At 65.4% G+C, this 15,403-nt stretch carries 16 protein-coding genes and 1 rRNA gene; 8 read left to right on the top strand and 9 right to left on the bottom strand.

Features of this window, described 5'->3' with window-relative positions; all coding sequences use genetic code 11:
- Positions 1 to 191: 191 nt before the first annotated feature.
- The 5 genes from rplS (at position 192) to CRO50_RS04590 (ending at position 3,708) form a co-directional block, all read left to right on the top strand.
- Complete coding sequence (gene rplS, locus CRO50_RS04610) at positions 192 to 581, top strand: 50S ribosomal protein L19 (RefSeq protein WP_097144729.1); 390 nt, start codon at positions 192 to 194, stop codon at positions 579 to 581.
- An 11-nt stretch (positions 582 to 592) separates the two neighbouring features.
- Complete coding sequence (rpmE, locus tag CRO50_RS04605; protein ID WP_097144728.1) at positions 593 to 814, top strand: 50S ribosomal protein L31; 222 nt, start codon at positions 593 to 595, stop codon at positions 812 to 814.
- Positions 815 to 968: 154 nt separating this feature from the next.
- A complete protein-coding gene (locus CRO50_RS04600; protein WP_097144727.1) occupies positions 969 to 2,138 on the top strand; it encodes a hypothetical protein in 1,170 nt (389 codons plus the stop codon).
- Between the two features lie 204 nt (positions 2,139 to 2,342).
- Positions 2,343 to 3,152, top strand: coding sequence for a division plane positioning ATPase MipZ (locus tag CRO50_RS04595; RefSeq protein WP_097144726.1), 810 nt, complete (start codon positions 2,343 to 2,345; stop codon positions 3,150 to 3,152).
- A gap of 31 nt (positions 3,153 to 3,183) precedes the next feature.
- Positions 3,184 to 3,708, top strand: a complete 525-nt coding sequence (locus CRO50_RS04590; RefSeq protein ID WP_097144725.1) for a DinB family protein — start codon at positions 3,184 to 3,186, stop codon at positions 3,706 to 3,708.
- On the opposite strand, the gene CRO50_RS04585 is transcribed toward CRO50_RS04590, so the two are convergent.
- Genes CRO50_RS04585 through CRO50_RS04575 form a run of 3 tightly spaced genes read right to left on the bottom strand, consistent with a single transcriptional unit; the run spans position 3,696 to position 5,762 of the window.
- Positions 3,696 to 4,505, bottom strand: a complete 810-nt coding sequence (locus CRO50_RS04585) for an iron chelate uptake ABC transporter family permease subunit (RefSeq protein ID WP_097145330.1) — start codon at positions 4,503 to 4,505, stop codon at positions 3,696 to 3,698. The two genes, CRO50_RS04590 and CRO50_RS04585, sit on opposite strands and share 13 nt — an antisense overlap.
- Positions 4,498 to 5,286: an ATP-binding cassette domain-containing protein gene (locus CRO50_RS04580; RefSeq protein ID WP_232617759.1), complete on the bottom strand. Its 789-nt coding sequence runs from the start codon at positions 5,284 to 5,286 to the stop codon at positions 4,498 to 4,500. Before CRO50_RS04580 ends, CRO50_RS04585 begins: the two co-directional genes overlap by 8 nt.
- Complete coding sequence (locus tag CRO50_RS04575; RefSeq protein ID WP_097144724.1) at positions 5,283 to 5,762, bottom strand: Fur family transcriptional regulator; 480 nt, start codon at positions 5,760 to 5,762, stop codon at positions 5,283 to 5,285. Before CRO50_RS04575 ends, CRO50_RS04580 begins: the two co-directional genes overlap by 4 nt.
- 125 nt (positions 5,763 to 5,887) lie before the next feature.
- On the opposite strand from CRO50_RS04575, the gene CRO50_RS04570 reads away from it, so the two are divergent.
- Entirely contained in the window at positions 5,888 to 6,793 is a 906-nt protein-coding gene (locus tag CRO50_RS04570; protein WP_232617760.1) for a zinc ABC transporter substrate-binding protein, read from the top strand.
- A gap of 4 nt (positions 6,794 to 6,797) precedes the next feature.
- On the opposite strand, the gene CRO50_RS04565 is transcribed toward CRO50_RS04570, so the two are convergent.
- A complete protein-coding gene (locus CRO50_RS04565) occupies positions 6,798 to 7,466 on the bottom strand; it encodes a hypothetical protein (protein WP_097144722.1) in 669 nt (222 codons plus the stop codon).
- A gap of 259 nt (positions 7,467 to 7,725) precedes the next feature.
- Here CRO50_RS04565 and CRO50_RS04560 point away from each other — a divergent pair, with 259 nt between their 5' ends.
- Positions 7,726 to 10,350, top strand: a complete 2,625-nt coding sequence (locus tag CRO50_RS04560) for a chemotaxis protein CheB (protein ID WP_097144721.1) — start codon at positions 7,726 to 7,728, stop codon at positions 10,348 to 10,350.
- Positions 10,351 to 10,459: 109 nt separating this feature from the next.
- Here the strand turns inward: CRO50_RS04560 and CRO50_RS04555 are convergent, their stop codons facing one another.
- The 4 genes from CRO50_RS04555 to ectA all read right to left on the bottom strand — a co-directional run bounded on the left by CRO50_RS04555 (position 10,460) and on the right by ectA (position 14,254).
- Complete coding sequence (locus CRO50_RS04555; RefSeq protein WP_097144720.1) at positions 10,460 to 11,896, bottom strand: aspartate kinase; 1,437 nt, start codon at positions 11,894 to 11,896, stop codon at positions 10,460 to 10,462.
- Between the two features lie 83 nt (positions 11,897 to 11,979).
- The gene (locus CRO50_RS04550) at positions 11,980 to 12,372 is read right to left on the bottom strand and encodes an ectoine synthase (protein ID WP_097144719.1); all 393 of its coding nucleotides are present in this window, start codon (positions 12,370 to 12,372) and stop codon (positions 11,980 to 11,982) included.
- Between the two features lie 5 nt (positions 12,373 to 12,377).
- Complete coding sequence (gene ectB, locus CRO50_RS04545) at positions 12,378 to 13,664, bottom strand: diaminobutyrate--2-oxoglutarate transaminase (protein ID WP_097144718.1); 1,287 nt, start codon at positions 13,662 to 13,664, stop codon at positions 12,378 to 12,380.
- A gap of 47 nt (positions 13,665 to 13,711) precedes the next feature.
- Positions 13,712 to 14,254 (bottom strand): diaminobutyrate acetyltransferase, encoded by a 543-nt coding sequence (ectA, locus tag CRO50_RS04540; protein ID WP_097144717.1) that lies wholly within the window; start codon positions 14,252 to 14,254, stop codon positions 13,712 to 13,714.
- A 248-nt stretch (positions 14,255 to 14,502) separates the two neighbouring features.
- Between ectA and CRO50_RS04535 the strand changes: the two genes are divergently transcribed.
- The gene (locus tag CRO50_RS04535; protein ID WP_097144716.1) at positions 14,503 to 14,982 is read left to right on the top strand and encodes a MarR family winged helix-turn-helix transcriptional regulator; all 480 of its coding nucleotides are present in this window, start codon (positions 14,503 to 14,505) and stop codon (positions 14,980 to 14,982) included.
- 350 nt (positions 14,983 to 15,332) lie between these two features.
- On the opposite strand, the gene rrf is transcribed toward CRO50_RS04535, so the two are convergent.
- Positions 15,333 to 15,403: ribosomal RNA gene (gene rrf, locus CRO50_RS20525) — 5S ribosomal RNA — on the bottom strand; the annotation flags it as partial.

Below are 15,403 nucleotides of genomic sequence, written 5' to 3'. Positions count from 1 at the left end.
GAATCGGCCAGCCGGACCTGTTTCAATTGCTCATGGCCTCGCGTCTTCGGTGCGGTCGGGCAGAAACGGACACATAAAAACGGCGACCTGTACCTCCGCCGGGCTGCATCACGCGGGACCCGGACGAAGAGCGGAGCTCTGGGGCGGAAATGACCTTCGCGGAACAACCGCGAGCAGTTAGGAGATATGCGATGGACCTGATCGCACAGCTGGAAGCCGAGCAAATCGCTTCCCTGGGGAAAAACATCCCCGATTTCAAAGCCGGTGACACCATTCGCGTCGGCTACAAAGTGACCGAAGGCACCCGTAGCCGCGTTCAGAACTACGAAGGCGTCTGCATCTCGCGCAAGAACGGTTCGGGCATTGCCGGCTCGTTCACCGTCCGCAAGATTTCCTTCGGTGAAGGCGTGGAACGTGTGTTCCCCCTCTACTCGACCAACATCGACAGCATCGAGGTTGTCCGCCGTGGCCGCGTCCGTCGCGCCAAGCTGTACTACCTGCGCTCGCGTCGTGGCAAATCCGCTCGTATCGCGGAAGTCACGAACTACAAGCCCAAAGCCGAAACCAAAGCAGAAGCCTGAGGAGAGTCGTCATGAAAACGGATACCCATCCCGACTACCACTTCATCGACGTCAAGATGACCGATGGCACCATCATCAAGATGCGCTCCACCTGGGGCTCCGAAGGCGAAACCCTGTCGCTCGACATCGACCCGACCGTGCACCCCGCATGGACCGGCGGCACCTCGCGCCTGATGGATGCCGGCGGCCGCGTGTCGAAGTTCAAGAACAAGTACGCCGGCCTGGGCTTCTGATCGCCCCTGCCAGATGCGTTACGGAAGGGCTCGCCTCAGGCGGGCCCTTTTGCTTTGGGGGCGCTTGCCTTGCGGGACGCCGCGCGGCCGGAGACTTGCCCCCATGCGACCCTGGGACTAGTTCAAGGCCGGACCGCCTGACGGATGCCTGCCGATGACCCCACTGATCCTGATCACCGCCCTTGCCGCAGGGGCACTGCTATGGCTGCCTGGCCTGCGTCGCCACGACAACTGGCGGGCGATGATCACGCCGCTGGCCTCGATCATCGGGTCGGGCTTCCTGGTGCTGGGGCCGATCCTGGCCCATGGCTATGGCACCTGGGCCCCGCTGGCCATGGCGCTGCTCTGCCTAGCCGCCTGGGGCTTCGGCGCCGCCATCCGCGCCAATATCGCCCGCATCGGAGACGCCCCCGCCCGCGCCTCGCTGCCCGAGCAGATCGCCTCGGGCCTGCTGGCCTTCGCCTATGTGATCTCGGTCTCCTATTACCTGAACCTCTTTGGGGCCTTCGCGGTCGAGCTCTCGCCCTGGCAGGGCCACACCCCGGCGCGCCTCGTCACCACGGCGGTCTTCGCGGTGATCCTGGGGCTGGGCTACACGCGCGGCTTCAAGATGCTGGAGCGGGCGGAATACATCACCGTGACGCTGAAGCTGGCCATCATCGCCGGGCTTCTGGCCGGGCTGGCGCTGTTCTTCACCGGTGCCGCCCGCCAGGACGCGCTGATCCTGCCTGACCCCGCCCAGCAGGGCCTCGGGGCGCTGACCCTGGGCTTCGGCCTGCTGGTGACGGTGCAGGGTTTCGAGACCGCCCGCTACCTGGGGCAAAGCTACAACGCCCGCACCCGGATCGCCTCCATGCGCCAGGCGCAGCTGCTCTCGGCGGCGATCTACATGGTCTATGTCGCGCTGCTGGTCTACGCCCTGCCCATCCCTGACGGCGACCTCAGCGAAACCGCCGTGATCGCCATGATGCAGCAGGTCTCTCCGCTGCTGCCGCTGATGCTGATCGCGGCGGCGCTGGCGGCGCAATTCAGCGCCGCCGTGGCCGATACCGGCGGCGCGGGCGGGCTGGTGGCAGAGCTCTCGCATCACCGCATCACGCCGCGCCAGGGCTACCTGGTGCTGTGCCTCGCCGGGATCGCGCTGACCTGGACGGCGGATGTCTTCCAGATCATCTCTCTCGCCTCGCGGGCCTTCGCCCTCTACTACGCCGCGCAATGTGCCATCGCCGCCCGCCACGGACAGGGGCCGCGCCGCCTGCTCTGGGGCGCGCTGATGCTGCTGGCCCTGGCCATCGCAATCACCGGCCAGCCGGTCGAGGGCTAGGCACCGCCTTTCGCCCCGCCCCGAAAATGGCTGCGTGAGGGTCGGCTTCGCGGGAGCGGAAAAACCACGCGCCGCGCGTTGCAGATCCGGCGCATTCAGGCACTGCCGCACGGCAATATCTTGCCGCCCGCCCCCGCTTTCCCGTAGACCTGCCGCAACACCCTGCGGCGCTCGCCGGGGGGCTCATTTCTCCGGGAACCCAACGTGCCACATATCATCGTCGTCGGAAACGAAAAGGGCGGAGCGGGCAAGTCCACCGTCTCCATGCATATCGCCACGGCGCTTGCACGCATGGGGCACCGGGTCAATGCGCTCGACCTCGACCTGCGCCAGCGCAGCTTCGCGCGCTATGCCTCGAACCGGGAGCACACCCTGCAGAAAGAGGGCAAGAACCTGCCCAGCCCGGTCTTCCATGACCTCCCCGAGGTCGACCCCTCGGAGCTGAAGCCGGGCGAGAACATCAACGATGCGCGCATGGCCCGTGCCATGGACATGCTGGACCCGATCTCGGACTTCATCCTGATCGACTGCCCCGGCTCGCATACCCGTCTCAGCCAGGACGCCCATGCGCTGGCCGATACCCTGGTCACGCCGCTCAACGACAGTTTCGTCGACTTCGACCTGCTGGCGCGGATCGACAGCGAGGGCGAGAAGATCCTCGGCCCCTCGGTCTACTCCGAGATGGTCTGGGCGGCGCGCCAGCTGCGCGCCAAGGCCGGGCTGAAGCCCATCGACTGGGTGGTGCTGCGCAACCGCGTGGGTGCGCAGAACATGACCAACAAGAAGAAGATGGAGAGCGCGATCCAGAAGCTGGCCAAGCGCATCGGCTTCCGTGTCGCACCAGGTTTCTCGGAGCGGGTGATCTTCCGTGAGCTCTTCCCGCGTGGCCTGACCCTGCTGGACCTGAAGGATATGGGGGTCTCCAGCCTCAATATCTCGAACATCGCGGCCCGGCAGGAGATGCGCGACCTGATCAAGGCTCTGGACCTTCCGGGCGTGAAGGTAGACTTCTAAGACACGACCCCCGTTCCCGAAGGAGGCAAGAATGTCCGACGCCACCCGTTCCTATCGCCTGATGTCCCTGAACAACGCCTGGGCGAATGCCACCTTCTACCGCCGTCTCGCGGGCGTCGGCCCGGTCGAGCTGTCGCTGAAGCGGCCGGGGTTCTTCCCCTCGCTGAAGAAGACGCTGAACCACATCCTGCAGGTGGATCGCTACTACGTCGACGCCCTTACCGGCGGCGGCAAGGGCCAGGCCCTGCGCGATCTGCCCGACCTGGCGGACGTGCCCAGCCTTGCGGCGGCCCAGGCCGAGGTGGACATGGCACTGACCACCTTCTGCCACGAGATGACGCCCGAGACCCTGGACGAGACCCGCGTGACCCTGCGCGATTGCGGCCCGGTCGAGGAAAAGGTCGAGGCCCTGCTGCTGCATGTCTTCCAGCACCAGATCCACCACCGGGGCCAGGCCCATGTGCAGCTGCAGACCACCGGCGTGCTGCCGCCGCAGCTGGATGAGTTCTATCTGGACTACGACCGCGCGCTCTCGGCCAGGGACTACTTCGCCTGAGCGCTCAGCCCGCGTCGTAGCAGGTCGATAAACGAGGCGCCGAGGAAGATCAGCGCCGCCAGGCAGACCACCGAGGGCCCGGTCGGCGTGTCGAACCAGAGCGAGGCCTGCAGCCCGCCAAGCGCCGAGACCCCGCCGAAGACCGCCGCGATCAGCGCCATGGCCTCGGGCGTGCGGGCGAAGGGCCGCGCGGCGGCGGCCGGGATCAGCAGCATGGCCGCGATCAGCAGGGTGCCCACGACCTTGATCGCTACCGCCACCACCAGCGCCAGGGCCAGGGTCAGCACCAGGCGCTCGCGCTCGGGGTTGATGCCCGAGGCTCGGGCCAGGTCGGGGCTGAGCGTTGCCGTCAGCAGCGCCTGCCAGCGCCAGACCAGTAGCACCAGCACCATCGCCGCGCCGCCCCAGATCACCAGCAGATCCGTCTTTCCGACGGCCAGGATGTCTCCGAAGAGATAGGCCATGAGGTCGATCCTGACGCCCGAGACGAAAGAGACCGCGACCAGGCCGAAGGCGATGGCCGAATGGGCCATGACGCCCAGCAGGGTGTCCATGGCATAGCCCTTGCCCGACAGCGTCGAGACCAGCATGGCCATGCTCAGCGCGATCACCAGGACGCCGGTGAAGATCGACATGTCGAAGGCCAGCGACAGCGCCACGCCGAGGATCGCCGCATGGGCGGTGGCATCGCCGAAATAGGCCATGCGGCGCCAGACCACGAGGCAGCCGAGCGGCGCGGCCGCCAGCCCCACGCCAAGCCCGGCGAGGGCGGCACGGACAAGAAAATCGTCAAGCATCGGAGTGGCTTCCATGGTCGTGGTGGTCGTGATGCGCATGCCCGTGGTCATGATCATGATCGCAGGCCACCCCGTGATCGTGATCATGCTGGTGCCGGTAGAGCGCCAGTGCCCCCTGGGTGCCGCTGCCGAAGAGCGCCCGGTACTCGGGCGCGCTGGCCACGTGCTCGGGCGCACCTTCGCAGCAGACATGGCCGTTGAGGCACAGCACCCGGTCCGAGGCCGCCATGACCACGTGCAGCTCGTGGCTGACCATCAGCACGCCGCAGCCCAGCTCCTGCCGGAGCTGTTCGATCAGGCGGTAGAAGCGGGCCGAGCCGGGCTGGTCGAGGCCCTGCGTCGCCTCGTCGAGGATCAGCAGGTCGGGCCGGGTCAACAGGGCGCGGGCCAGCAGCACGCGCTGGAATTGCCCGCCCGAGAGATCGGCCATCTGGCGTTGCTCCAGCCCGGTGCCGCCTGCGTGTTCCAGTGCTTCGGCGGCGGCCGCGTCACTGACCCGCGCGGGCAGCGACAGGAAGCGGCGCACCGAGAGCGGCAGCGTCGGGTCGATCTGCAACTTCTGCGGCACATAGCCGATGCGCAGGCCCGGCGCCCTGGTCAGGCTGCCGCCCTGCAGGGGTACGGCACCGATGATCAGCCGCATCAGCGTCGACTTGCCAGAGCCGTTGGGGCCGACGATGGTGACGATCTCTCCGCGCTCGAGGGTCATGTCGACCCCGGTCAGAACCTCGCGCCCCCCCAGGGAGGCCCGCGCGCCGCGCAGCTCGACGAGGCTGGTCACGCGGCGGCTCCGCTGCAATTGGGGCAGAGCCCTTCGGCCTCGACCACGGCGCGTTCGATATGGAACCCGGCCTCGGCAGCGCTCTGGGCCAGCTTGCCCTCGCGCATGTCGGCCTCGGCCTCGGCCACCTTGTCGCATTTGCGGCAGATCAGGAAGGCGGGCATGTGGCTCTCGCCCGGACAGGCGCAGGCCACAAAGGCATTCAGCCGCTCGATCTTGTGGGCAAAGCCGTTCTTCACCAGGAAATCCAGCGCCCTGTAGGCCACCGGCGGCTGGCTGCCCAGCCCCTCTTCGCGCAGCCGGTCGAGGATGTCATAGGCGCCAAGCGCCCGGTGGCCCTCCAGCAGGAGCTCGAGCACGCGGCGACGGACCGGGGTGAATTGCAGCCCCTCGGCGCGGCAATGCTCGGCCACCGCGGTGACCCCGTCGCGGATGCAGGCCCCGTGGTCATGGCGGGCGAATCCGGTCGTTTCCATGGCGTGCTCCTTCGTGAACTTTGTGCCCTTGATATGTTATAGTATCTCCGCTATCAAGCCGCCCTCTGTTACATTATCACAAGATCGAGGCCGATATGATCCTGACACGGATGGCAGCTGGACTGATGGCACTGGCTCTTGGGGCCCTGCCCCTGCGTGCCGAGGCGCCGCGGGTGGTCACCGATATCGCCCCGGTCCATTCCCTGGTGGCACAGGTCATGCAGGGGGCGGGCACCCCCGACGTGATCCTGCCGCCCGGTGCATCGCCGCATGGCTATGCGCTGCGCCCCTCGCTGGCGCGGGACCTGCAGCAGGCACAGATCGTCTTCTGGATCGGCGAGGCCCTGACCCCCTGGCTGGAAACGCCGCTCGAGAGCCTGGCCAGCCAGGCCCAGCTGATCGAGCTGGTCGAAGCCCCCGGCACCACCCAACTGCAGTTCCGCCACGGCGCAACGCTGGAAGAGGGCGATGCCGAAGCCGAAGAGCACGAGGGCCACGAGGGCCATTTCCACGAAGGCCTCGACCCCCACGCATGGCTGGACCCCGAGAACGCCCGCGCCTGGCTAAGCGTCATCGCCGAGACCCTGGCCGCGGCCGATCCCGAACATGCCGCGCTCTACCGCGCCAATGCCGAGGCGGCGCGGACCGAGCTTGCCGAACAGAGCCGGCAGCTGGCGGCATCGCTGGAGGCCGCAGGTCCCGTGCGCTTCATGGTCTTCCACGATGCCTACCAGTATTTCGAGAGCCGCTTCGGGCTGAAGAACCTCGGTGCCATCTCGGACGGCGCGGCCTCTTCGCCCGGTGCCGCGCGGGTGGCAGAGCTGCGGGATGAACTTCTGGAACACGGGGTGGATTGCATCTTCGCCGAACCCCAGTTCAACACCGGCCTGGCAAGGAGCCTGTCCGAGGATGCAGCCCTGCGGGTCGAGGTGATCGACCCCCTTGGCAGCGCGCTCGAGGCCGGTCCGGCGCTTTACCCCGCACTGCTGGAGAGCGTGGCCCGGAGCTTCCTGGCCTGCAAGGGGCGCTGAACGTCTAACCGCCGCGGGCGATCCGGCGCAGCTGCTCTGGCAGGAAGCCCTCGGCGGCCTCCAGGGTCTCGCCGGACATGTCCTGGTTCTGCACCAGTCGCTTGACCAGCTCGGCGTAGAGGATCAGGTCATCGGCCTCCTGCACCAGCCGCGTGGTGTAATCGGCGTAGACCTGCAGGTTATGCTGCGCCCCCGAGGCGCGGATCGAAGAGATCACGTTGAGCGCCGGGATCAGCACCCGGTCGATGGTCTCGATCGCCAGCTTGCCGACCTGGGCCATCTCGGGCAGCCGCGACAGCGCCTCCGTGTAGTGCCGGAGGGCCACCAGCGGCTGGCCCTCGAAGGAGCTGAACCAGAAGCTGGCCTCGCAGCCTCGCGTCGGGTGAAAGCTGGTGTGCAGCCGCAGCTTGCGAAAGGTCGCGCCGGGCAGCAACAGCTCGTAATCCGAACGCGACAGCATCTCTCCCTGGCTGTCCATCCCCTCGAGAGTGTCGCAGATCTCCAGCGCCAGGGGCTCGACGAAGACCTCTTCAAGGGCGGGTTGGTCCGGAAAGGTCAGCTTGTGCAGCAGACCCGTGTGGGAAATGTCGATGGAGCGGACGCGATAGCGACCCGTCGCCTCGTCGCAGCCCAGGTATCCGGCGAATTTCGTCTGCTCAGCCCGTGTCGCCACTTGCCGCTCCTGCTCAGGTTGGGTTCCACGGCTTCGCCGCGCCCGCAGAATTGAACCGAACCCTTAAGACAAGATTAAGGGCGACGGGCCCGGCAAGATAAATTCAACACTGTCGTCAACAGCTGCCCCCGCACCTGTCCTTACCCTGGCCTGCCCGAGACCAGACGAGTTTATACGGGTTCGTGGTAAATCATTGAATTTTAGTTGTATTTCACCACGCACGGCTGTTTTGATAGTCTCATGCCGGTAGGGGGCTGCCATGGATGATGATGCGGACAAGCTAGAGCAGGCTGCTGATACCTCGGAGATTTCGCCGGAAGCCCGGACCCCGCCCGAGGGCAGCGAAGAGAACGCGCCTCCGGCGCTGACCGTGGTGGGTATCGCCGCCTCGGCCGGCGGGCTTGAGGCCACGACGCTGCTGGTCCAGAACCTCTCGGACAAGGTGCCGGCGACCTATGTGATCGCGCAGCACATGTCCCCGACCCACAAGAGCCTGCTGACCTCGCTGATCTCGCGCGAGACCAGGCTGCCGGTGGTCGAGCTGCGCGGCAGCGTCACGCCCGAGCCCGGCACGATCTATGTCACCCCGCCCAATTCCGATGTCATCGCCCGCGATGGCCAGCTCTGCCTGGCCGAACCCTTCGGACATCCCGCCACCCCCAAGCCCTCGGCGGACCGGCTGTTCCAGAGCCTGGCGGACCAGTTCGGCGAGCGCAGCGTGGGGATCGTGCTGTCGGGCACCGGCTCGGATGGCAGCTACGGGGTGCAGGCGATCCGCGAGGCCGGGGGCATCACCATCGCCCAGGACGTGGATTCGGCGAAATACGACGGCATGCCGGCCTCGGCCATCGCCACCGGCTGCATCGACCTGACCCAGACGCCCGAGCGGATCGGTCAGCAGTTCGAGCGCATCCTGGTGCATCCGCGCAATTTCGACGACCTGAAGATCACCGCCCAGCACCCGACCAAGCTGGCCGATCTTCTGCAGATCCTCCTGGCGCGCACCGGCGTGGATTTCCGCGGCTACAAGGAAACCACGATCAACCGCCGCATCGCCCGGCGGATGGCCGCGCTGCAACTGGAGACCTATGCCGAGTACGTCGACCATTGCCGCACCGCGCAGGAAGAGGTCGATGCGCTCTACAAGGATCTGCTGATCTCGGTCACCCGGTTCTTCCGCGACCCGCTGCAGTTCGATCAGCTCAAGATCCAGATCGACGAGCTGGTGGCCCGCGAGGGCGGACGGCAGCTGCGGGTCTGGGTTACCGGCTGCGCCACCGGCGAAGAGGCCTATTCCATCGCCATCCTCTTTGCCGAGGCCCTGGGCGGCCCAAAGGCGCTGAAGAAGCGGCAGGTGCAGATCTTCGCCACGGATATCGACGACCGCGCCCTCGACGTGGCGCGGCGCGGGGTATACCCGGTGTCGGCGGCGCAGGACATTCCCAGCCACCTGCTGGCCCGCTACTTCGATATCTCGGGCAATGAGCTGCATGTGACGCGCGAGCTGCGCGACGTGACGCTGTTCTCGCGCCACAACATCTTCCAGGATCCGCCCTTCATCAATCTCGACCTCGTTTCGATCCGCAACCTCCTGATCTACTTCGAGGCCCCGTTGCAGGAGCGCGTCCTCTATCGCATCCACTACGCACTGGCGCCCCAGGGGATGCTGTTCCTCGGCACCTCAGAGACCGTCGGCGCGCTTGAGGCGCATTTTGAACCCTTCCACGGCAGCGAGAAGATCTATGCCAAGCGCCGCACAAGCCGGGTGGCGAACTACCGTTTCCCCGAACTCTCGTCCGGGGGCTACCGCCAGGGCGTGGCCGAGGCCGGGGAACGACCGCCGGCGCGAGAGGGTACGGACAGCGAAGACGGCATGTTCGACGCGCTGGTGAAATCGGTCGCGCCGACCGGCTTCATCGCCACCCGCGGCGGCGACATCCTGCGGATCATCGGCGATATCTCTCCCTTCATCGAGCTGAATGAAAGCGGCCCGCTGGCGATGAACACCCGCCTGCTGCGCCGCCCCCTGCGCGACGAGGTGATGAGCCTGATTGCCATCGCTCTCAAGGGGCGCTGCCAGCGCAGCTCTCGCTGGCACAGCTTCGAGCTGGCCGAAACCAATCGCGTACGCTTCCGCTGCTACCCGATGAGCGCCCAGGCCTCGAAGGCCGACAACTGCCTGATTGCCATCGAGACCCGCCATGTCGACGAAGCGCTGCACGAGCGCCAGGGGCTGGACAGCGACGACCGCGCCTATGTCGAACGGATGGAAGCCGACATGCGCTCGACCCAGGAGGCCTTGCAGCAGACGGTCGAGGAATTGCAGACCACCAACGAAGAGCTGCAATCGGTCAACGAAGAGATGCAGTCGACCAACGAAGAGTTGCAGGCCACCAACGAAGAGCTCGAGACCTCGAACGAGGAGCTTCAGTCGGCCAATGAAGAGCTGATCACGGTGAACGAAGAGCTGCAGATCAACTCGGCCGAGCTGCAGGCGGTGCTGGCGGATCTGGATGCGATCCTGACCGACGTGCCCTTCGTGGTGCTGGCGGTGGACCCGGCACTGATGGTGCGCCGCGCTTCGGACCTGGCGCGCGAGTTCTTTAAGATCGGAGAGATCCCGACCATCGGATTGCACCTGTCGCAGCTGACCATCCCCGAGGGCTTCCCCTCGCTTTCCAGCCCCGCGGCAGAGGTCTTCAACCTGCGCCAGCCGAAGGAATTCACCATCGACACGGCAGAGGCCAACTACCGGCTGGCCTTCTCGCCCTATGCCGATGGCAAGTCGGATCTGACCGGGCTGACGATCTCGCTGATCGACCAGCGGGCCTCGACCTCGATGACAAAAGCCGTGGGGCAGAGCGTCCAGGACAACGAAACGTGACGGCGGCGAAGATCAGCGGAAATAATGAAGCCGCCCGCGGCCTTGCGGCGCTGCGGACGGCTTCTCCCCCAACCGGACCGGCCCCCGAGTGTCACGGGGCCGGAATTTCTCAGGCAGCTTTCAGCTGCTTTGACGGCGCCTCTGCCTGATCCTCGACCAGGGCGCGGTGCAGCAGCGTCGTGGCCTTGTCCTCGGCATCCGAGGCGGCCAGGAACTGCACGTCGACCGAACCCGGCACATGCTGCACGGCCAGGCATTTCACCCCACCCTCGCGCAGGGCGGCCAGGCCGCGTTCAGTGACTTCCAGGCCATCGAGCGAGCGGCCGATAACCGACACCAGCGCCAGGCGATTGATACGGACCTGGGCGTTCGGGAAGGCCTTCACCAGGTCACGCTCGACGCGGCGGATCGCCTTCAGCGGCGCGTCCAGGTAGTGGGTGATCGTGTTGGCGTTCGAGCCCTTGGAGACGATGCGCACCTTGTGGCGGGCCAGCACTTCCAGGATCTGCTGGTCGTAACCCTTCACGCCCACCATGTCCTGCTCGAAGACCTCCAGCGCCACGACACCGAGGCCGGTGACGATATCGACCGAAGCGGTCTCGGCGGCCTCTTCGTCGATCAGCGTACCGGGGTCCTTCGGCTCGAAGGCATTGGCGACGCGCAGCGAGATGCCCGCCTTGCGCAGGATCTTGGCGGCCTTGGGATGGATCGCTTCCATGCCGAGGTTCGACAGCTGGTCGGCCACGTCGTAGTTGGTGTGGCCCAGCTTGCGCACCGCGTCCGCACCGACCAGCTTCGGGTCGGCAGAGGAGAGGTGGAATTCCTTGTGGATGATCGCCTCATGCGCCTTGGTCAGCGCGGCGATATTGGCGAAGGTCACCTCGGAATAGCCGCGGTCGAACTCGCGCATCAGGCCTTCGGTACACTGGGCATAGCCGGTGACGATGGGCAGCTCGGTGGCGAAATCCACCTGGTCGAAACCGGCGGTGATGCGCTCTTCCAGGGTCAGCTCGCTCTCGTCGCGCCAGCCCGAGAGATCGACGCAGCGGGCGTTCACGCCAGCGCGTTGCAGCATCAGGGTGGTGACATAGGCCGAATGGCTCTCGCCCAGCCCCGACAGCAGCTCGCGGATGTCCATCATGTGGTCGCTGAGGCGGAAGTGGCCGTAAGAGCATAGACGCTGCAGGTCGAACAGGCAGGAGCGTGCGCCCTCGATCCGCTCGCGGACAAATTCATCCGCGGCGTGGATGTCGGCGGGGTGGTCCAGCACGACGCCGTGCGCCTCGCGCATGGCCTGCGCCACATCCGACAGAGCGTCGAGCCAGCCGTGCGCGTTGTCGTCGTTGGAGAACAGCGCATAGACACCGGGCTGACCGGATTTCTTGTGCTCGAGCAGCAGGTTGGTAATGCCGCCGAAGGCCGAGACGACAAAGACCCGGCCATAGGGGTTCTCGGAATCGCCGATCAGCAGGCTGTCACGCAGCTCGTGCACCTTCGACATCGAGGTGCCGCCGATCTTTTCAACGGTATGGTTTGCAAAAGTCACTTGGGGGTCTCCCGGCCCTGTCCAGCCGGGCTCCTTGTTATGGGGGGAAGAGAGGGGGCCGGGCAGAACGCCCGGCCCGCGCCTCAGGCGTCTTCCAGCGCGTAGGAGCCGTCTTCGCGGTGCACTTCGTTGCCGGTCACCGGCGGGTTGAAGCAGCAGGCCATGACCAGCTCTTCATCGGCGACCAGGGTGTGCTTGTCGTGCTCGTTGAGCGCGTACATGACACCGGGGTGGATTTCGTGCGTCTCGCCGGTGGCCAGGTCGGTGATCCGGCCCTTGCCCTTCATGCAGTAGACGCTCTCGAAGTGGTTCTTGTAGTGGAACGTGTGCTCCGAACCGGCTTCCAGGAAGGTGATGTGGAAGGAAAAGCCCATGCCGTCGTCGGCCAGCAGCATGCGGACCGAGGTCCAATTGGCATCGGAAACGACGCGGTCTTTTTCTTCAGTGGTGATCTTGTTGAAGTCACGAACGATCATGGGGATTACTCCGCAGCGATTTGCATCTGGTTCTGTTTGGCGGCGGCTTCCAGCAGGATCTTCAGACCCTTGCGGAAGGTTTCCACCGGCGTGGTGAGAGGGGCCAGCACCTTGACCACCTCGTCCTCGGCACCCGAGGTTTCGATGATCAGGCCCTGACGGAAGGATTCGGCGCAGATCTCGGCGGCAAGATCGCCGGAGCCCACGTCGACACCCATCATCATGCCACGGCCCTTGACCGTTGCACCGGGAATCTCCTTGGCCAGCTCATGCATCGCTTCCGAGAGGATCGCGGACTTGGTCTCGATCTCCTTCTGGAAGGCATCGTCGGCCCAGAACTTCTCGATCGCCACGCGGGCGGTGACGAAGGCATGGGTGTTGCCGCGGAAGGTGCCGTTGTGCTCGGCGGGCTTCCAGACGTCATGCTGCGGACGCACCAGCAGCGCGGCGAAGGGCAGGCCCATGCCCGAGAGGCTTTTTGCCATCGGGATCAGGTCGGGCTGCACGTCCATCTCCTCGAACGAGAAGAAGGTGCCGGTGCGGCCGATACCGGCCTGGATATCGTCGAGGATCAGCAGCGAGCCATGCTTCTTGGCCAGCTTGGCGATCCCTTCGATCCATTCCTTCGACGCGGCGTTCAGGCCGCCTTCGCCCTGCACGGGCTCCAGCAGGAAGGCCGCGGGGGCGTCGATGCCCGAGCTGGGGTTGTCCAGCATCTGTTCGATGATCGACAGCGTGTCGACGTCTTCACCGAAGGCGCCTTCGTAGGGCATGCGGGTCACGCCGTGCAGGTCCATGCCTGCACCGCCGCGCTTGCCTTCGTTGCCGGTCGCCGCCAGGGCGCCCAGGGTCATGCCGTGGAAACCGTTGGTGAAGGCCACGATGTTGGAGCGGCCAGTGACCTTGCGGGCCAGCTTCATGGCAGCTTCAACGGCATTGGTGCCGGTCGGGCCGACCATCATCACCTTGTGGTCCATGCCGCGCGGCTTGAGGATGTTGTCCTCGAAGCTCTGCAGGAAGTCGGCCTTGGTCTGGGTGTACATGTCCAGGCCATGGGTGATGCCATCGGCCGAGATATGCTCGATCAGCGCCTGCTTCATGTCCGGGTCATTATGCCCGTAGTTCAGCGAGGAGCAGCCGGCCAGGAAGTCGATGTACTCGCGCCCTTCGGCGTCGGTCATGATCGAGCCGCTGGCCTTGGTGAAGACGGTGTCGAAGCTGCGGCAGTAGCTGCGCGCCTCGGACTCACGTCGGGTAAAGATCGATTTGTCGCCTGTCGTAACAGTCGTCATTGGGGGTACCTCGGGGGATTGGGGGATGGGGGGTCGAGCGCGCGGGCTCAGGCGGCTTTCTTCGCCGCCGAGCCTGCTTCGGAGCCGAGCTCAATCGTGACCATGTGTTCGGTGGCGTGGGCGCCATCGAAGTGGTCGGACCGCGTGTAATGGGGCGCGTGGCTCAGATCGCCGCCCATACGGTCAGAGAAGCGACGGAAGAGCGCCCAGGAGGCCTCGTTGTCCGCCGTGATGGTGGTCTTGATGCGTTCCACATCCAGCCCGTCGCGGTTCACGAGATGAGAGAGCATCTTGCCCCCCAGCCCCATGCCGCGCGCCTCGGCCGAAACGGCCACCTGCCAGACGAAGAGCGTACCCGGATCGCTCGGGACCATATGGCCCGAGATCCAGCCGATGACGCCCTTCTCGGCTTCTTCGGCCAGCACGCAGGTGTCGGCGAAATGATCGCACTGCACCAGGTTGCAATACATCGAGTTCTCGTCCAGCGGCTTGCAGGCGCGCACGAGGTCCCAGATGGCGGAACCGTCCTCGGAGGTCGGCTTCCGCAGCGTCAGGTTGGTCGGTCGTAGTGTTCCACTTCCGTCAAGCATGTGTCTCGCACTCTTGTTGCTTCGCCAATCAAAATAACTCCACGAGAAATTATTTCAACCACTCAAAGTAATTTTCTTCCCCGAACCCATATTTTCTTGGGTTTTTCGGTGTTTTGCTCTTGATTTTAAGGGCTACACGCCATTTTTCTTAAGTCATGCGTAATGATTTTGATACATATAGGCAAAGAATTGCCTTCCCGAGCTCAGGGTGCGACGATGGTACACCTTTGAAGATGGGGCTAACCGGCATGGATCGCACGGATGACAGCCTGATCGCGCTCCGGCGAATCCTGCGCGCGACAGAGCTTTTCGGAAAAGAACTGGCGAGCGCTGCGGGGCTCAGCCCCGTGCAGTTCCGCGTGCTGCAGCTGGTGGCCGAGAAGGGCCTCACAACGCCCAAGGGGCTGTCGGTGCAGATGGGAGTGACCCAGGGCACCGTCACCGCGCTGCTGGACAAGCTGCAGCGCCAGGGCATGGTCAGCCGCGAGCGCAGCGAGGTGGACCGCCGGCAGATGAACATCGCGGTCACCGAGAAGGGTCGGGAGACCCTGGCCAATGCCCCCGATCCCCTACAACAACGCTACGTTCGCAAGTTCGAGGCTCTGGAGGACTGGGAGCAGGCGCAGCTCATCGCGTCCCTGGAGCGCGTCGCGGCGATGCTGGACGCCGACGAGATGGACGCCTCCCCCGTGCTGGACGTCGGAGAGCTGAAGGGACGGCCCGCGTAAGATCGCCTGGGTTGGAGTAGCTCCAAGGCGCCCCCTCGCTCGACCAGGCCCTCACGGACGCGCACAGCGCCTCTGCTCTGGGCGCCGAAGGGTGACAAGGACAGGTCTGGGCCCGCCCGCCGGGCGACTGGGGCTGATCGAGACGGCGGAAGCAAGCACCCCATACAGTAGCCGCCTGGCAAGGAAGACCCTGGCTCTCTGCCTCGACCACTCACATGGCGAAGCGCAGAGCCTCGAGAGGCGAGAGCTCCTCAGCTTGCGTGAGTAGCTGTCCCAAATGCAAAACCGGCCGCCCTTTTGGGGCGGCCGGTTTTGTCTTAGATTTCATCGTTTTATTGGATCTTTACTAGGTCTGGCGGCGACTTACTCTCCCACGACTTAAGCCGCAGTACCATCAGCGCGACGGCACTTAACTTCCGGG

Source organism: Pseudooceanicola antarcticus, from assembly GCF_900215355.1.
Classification (GTDB): Bacteria; Pseudomonadota; Alphaproteobacteria; order Rhodobacterales; family Rhodobacteraceae; genus Pseudooceanicola; species Pseudooceanicola antarcticus.
This window is presented reverse-complemented; position numbering and strand designations above follow the sequence as displayed.

What these genes read in the sequence shown, in the direction of transcription:
- CRO50_RS04585 (WP_097145330.1), bottom strand. Translation starts at nt 4,505, where the DNA reads ATGCTTGACGATTTTCTTGTCCGTGCCGCCCTCGCCGGGCTTGGCGTG.
- rplS (WP_097144729.1), top strand. Translation starts at nt 192, where the DNA reads ATGGACCTGATCGCACAGCTGGAAGCCGAGCAAATCGCTTCCCTGGGG.
- rpmE (WP_097144728.1), top strand. Translation starts at nt 593, where the DNA reads ATGAAAACGGATACCCATCCCGACTACCACTTCATCGACGTCAAGATG.
- CRO50_RS04535 (WP_097144716.1), top strand. Translation starts at nt 14,503, where the DNA reads ATGGATCGCACGGATGACAGCCTGATCGCGCTCCGGCGAATCCTGCGC.
- CRO50_RS04550 (WP_097144719.1), bottom strand. Translation starts at nt 12,372, where the DNA reads ATGATCGTTCGTGACTTCAACAAGATCACCACTGAAGAAAAAGACCGC.
- ectB (WP_097144718.1), bottom strand. Translation starts at nt 13,664, where the DNA reads ATGACGACTGTTACGACAGGCGACAAATCGATCTTTACCCGACGTGAG.
- ectA (WP_097144717.1), bottom strand. Translation starts at nt 14,254, where the DNA reads ATGCTTGACGGAAGTGGAACACTACGACCGACCAACCTGACGCTGCGG.
- CRO50_RS04560 (WP_097144721.1), top strand. Translation starts at nt 7,726, where the DNA reads ATGGATGATGATGCGGACAAGCTAGAGCAGGCTGCTGATACCTCGGAG.
- CRO50_RS04600 (WP_097144727.1), top strand. Translation starts at nt 969, where the DNA reads ATGACCCCACTGATCCTGATCACCGCCCTTGCCGCAGGGGCACTGCTA.
- CRO50_RS04590 (WP_097144725.1), top strand. Translation starts at nt 3,184, where the DNA reads ATGTCCGACGCCACCCGTTCCTATCGCCTGATGTCCCTGAACAACGCC.
- CRO50_RS04575 (WP_097144724.1), bottom strand. Translation starts at nt 5,762, where the DNA reads ATGGAAACGACCGGATTCGCCCGCCATGACCACGGGGCCTGCATCCGC.
- CRO50_RS04570 (WP_232617760.1), top strand. Translation starts at nt 5,888, where the DNA reads ATGGCACTGGCTCTTGGGGCCCTGCCCCTGCGTGCCGAGGCGCCGCGG.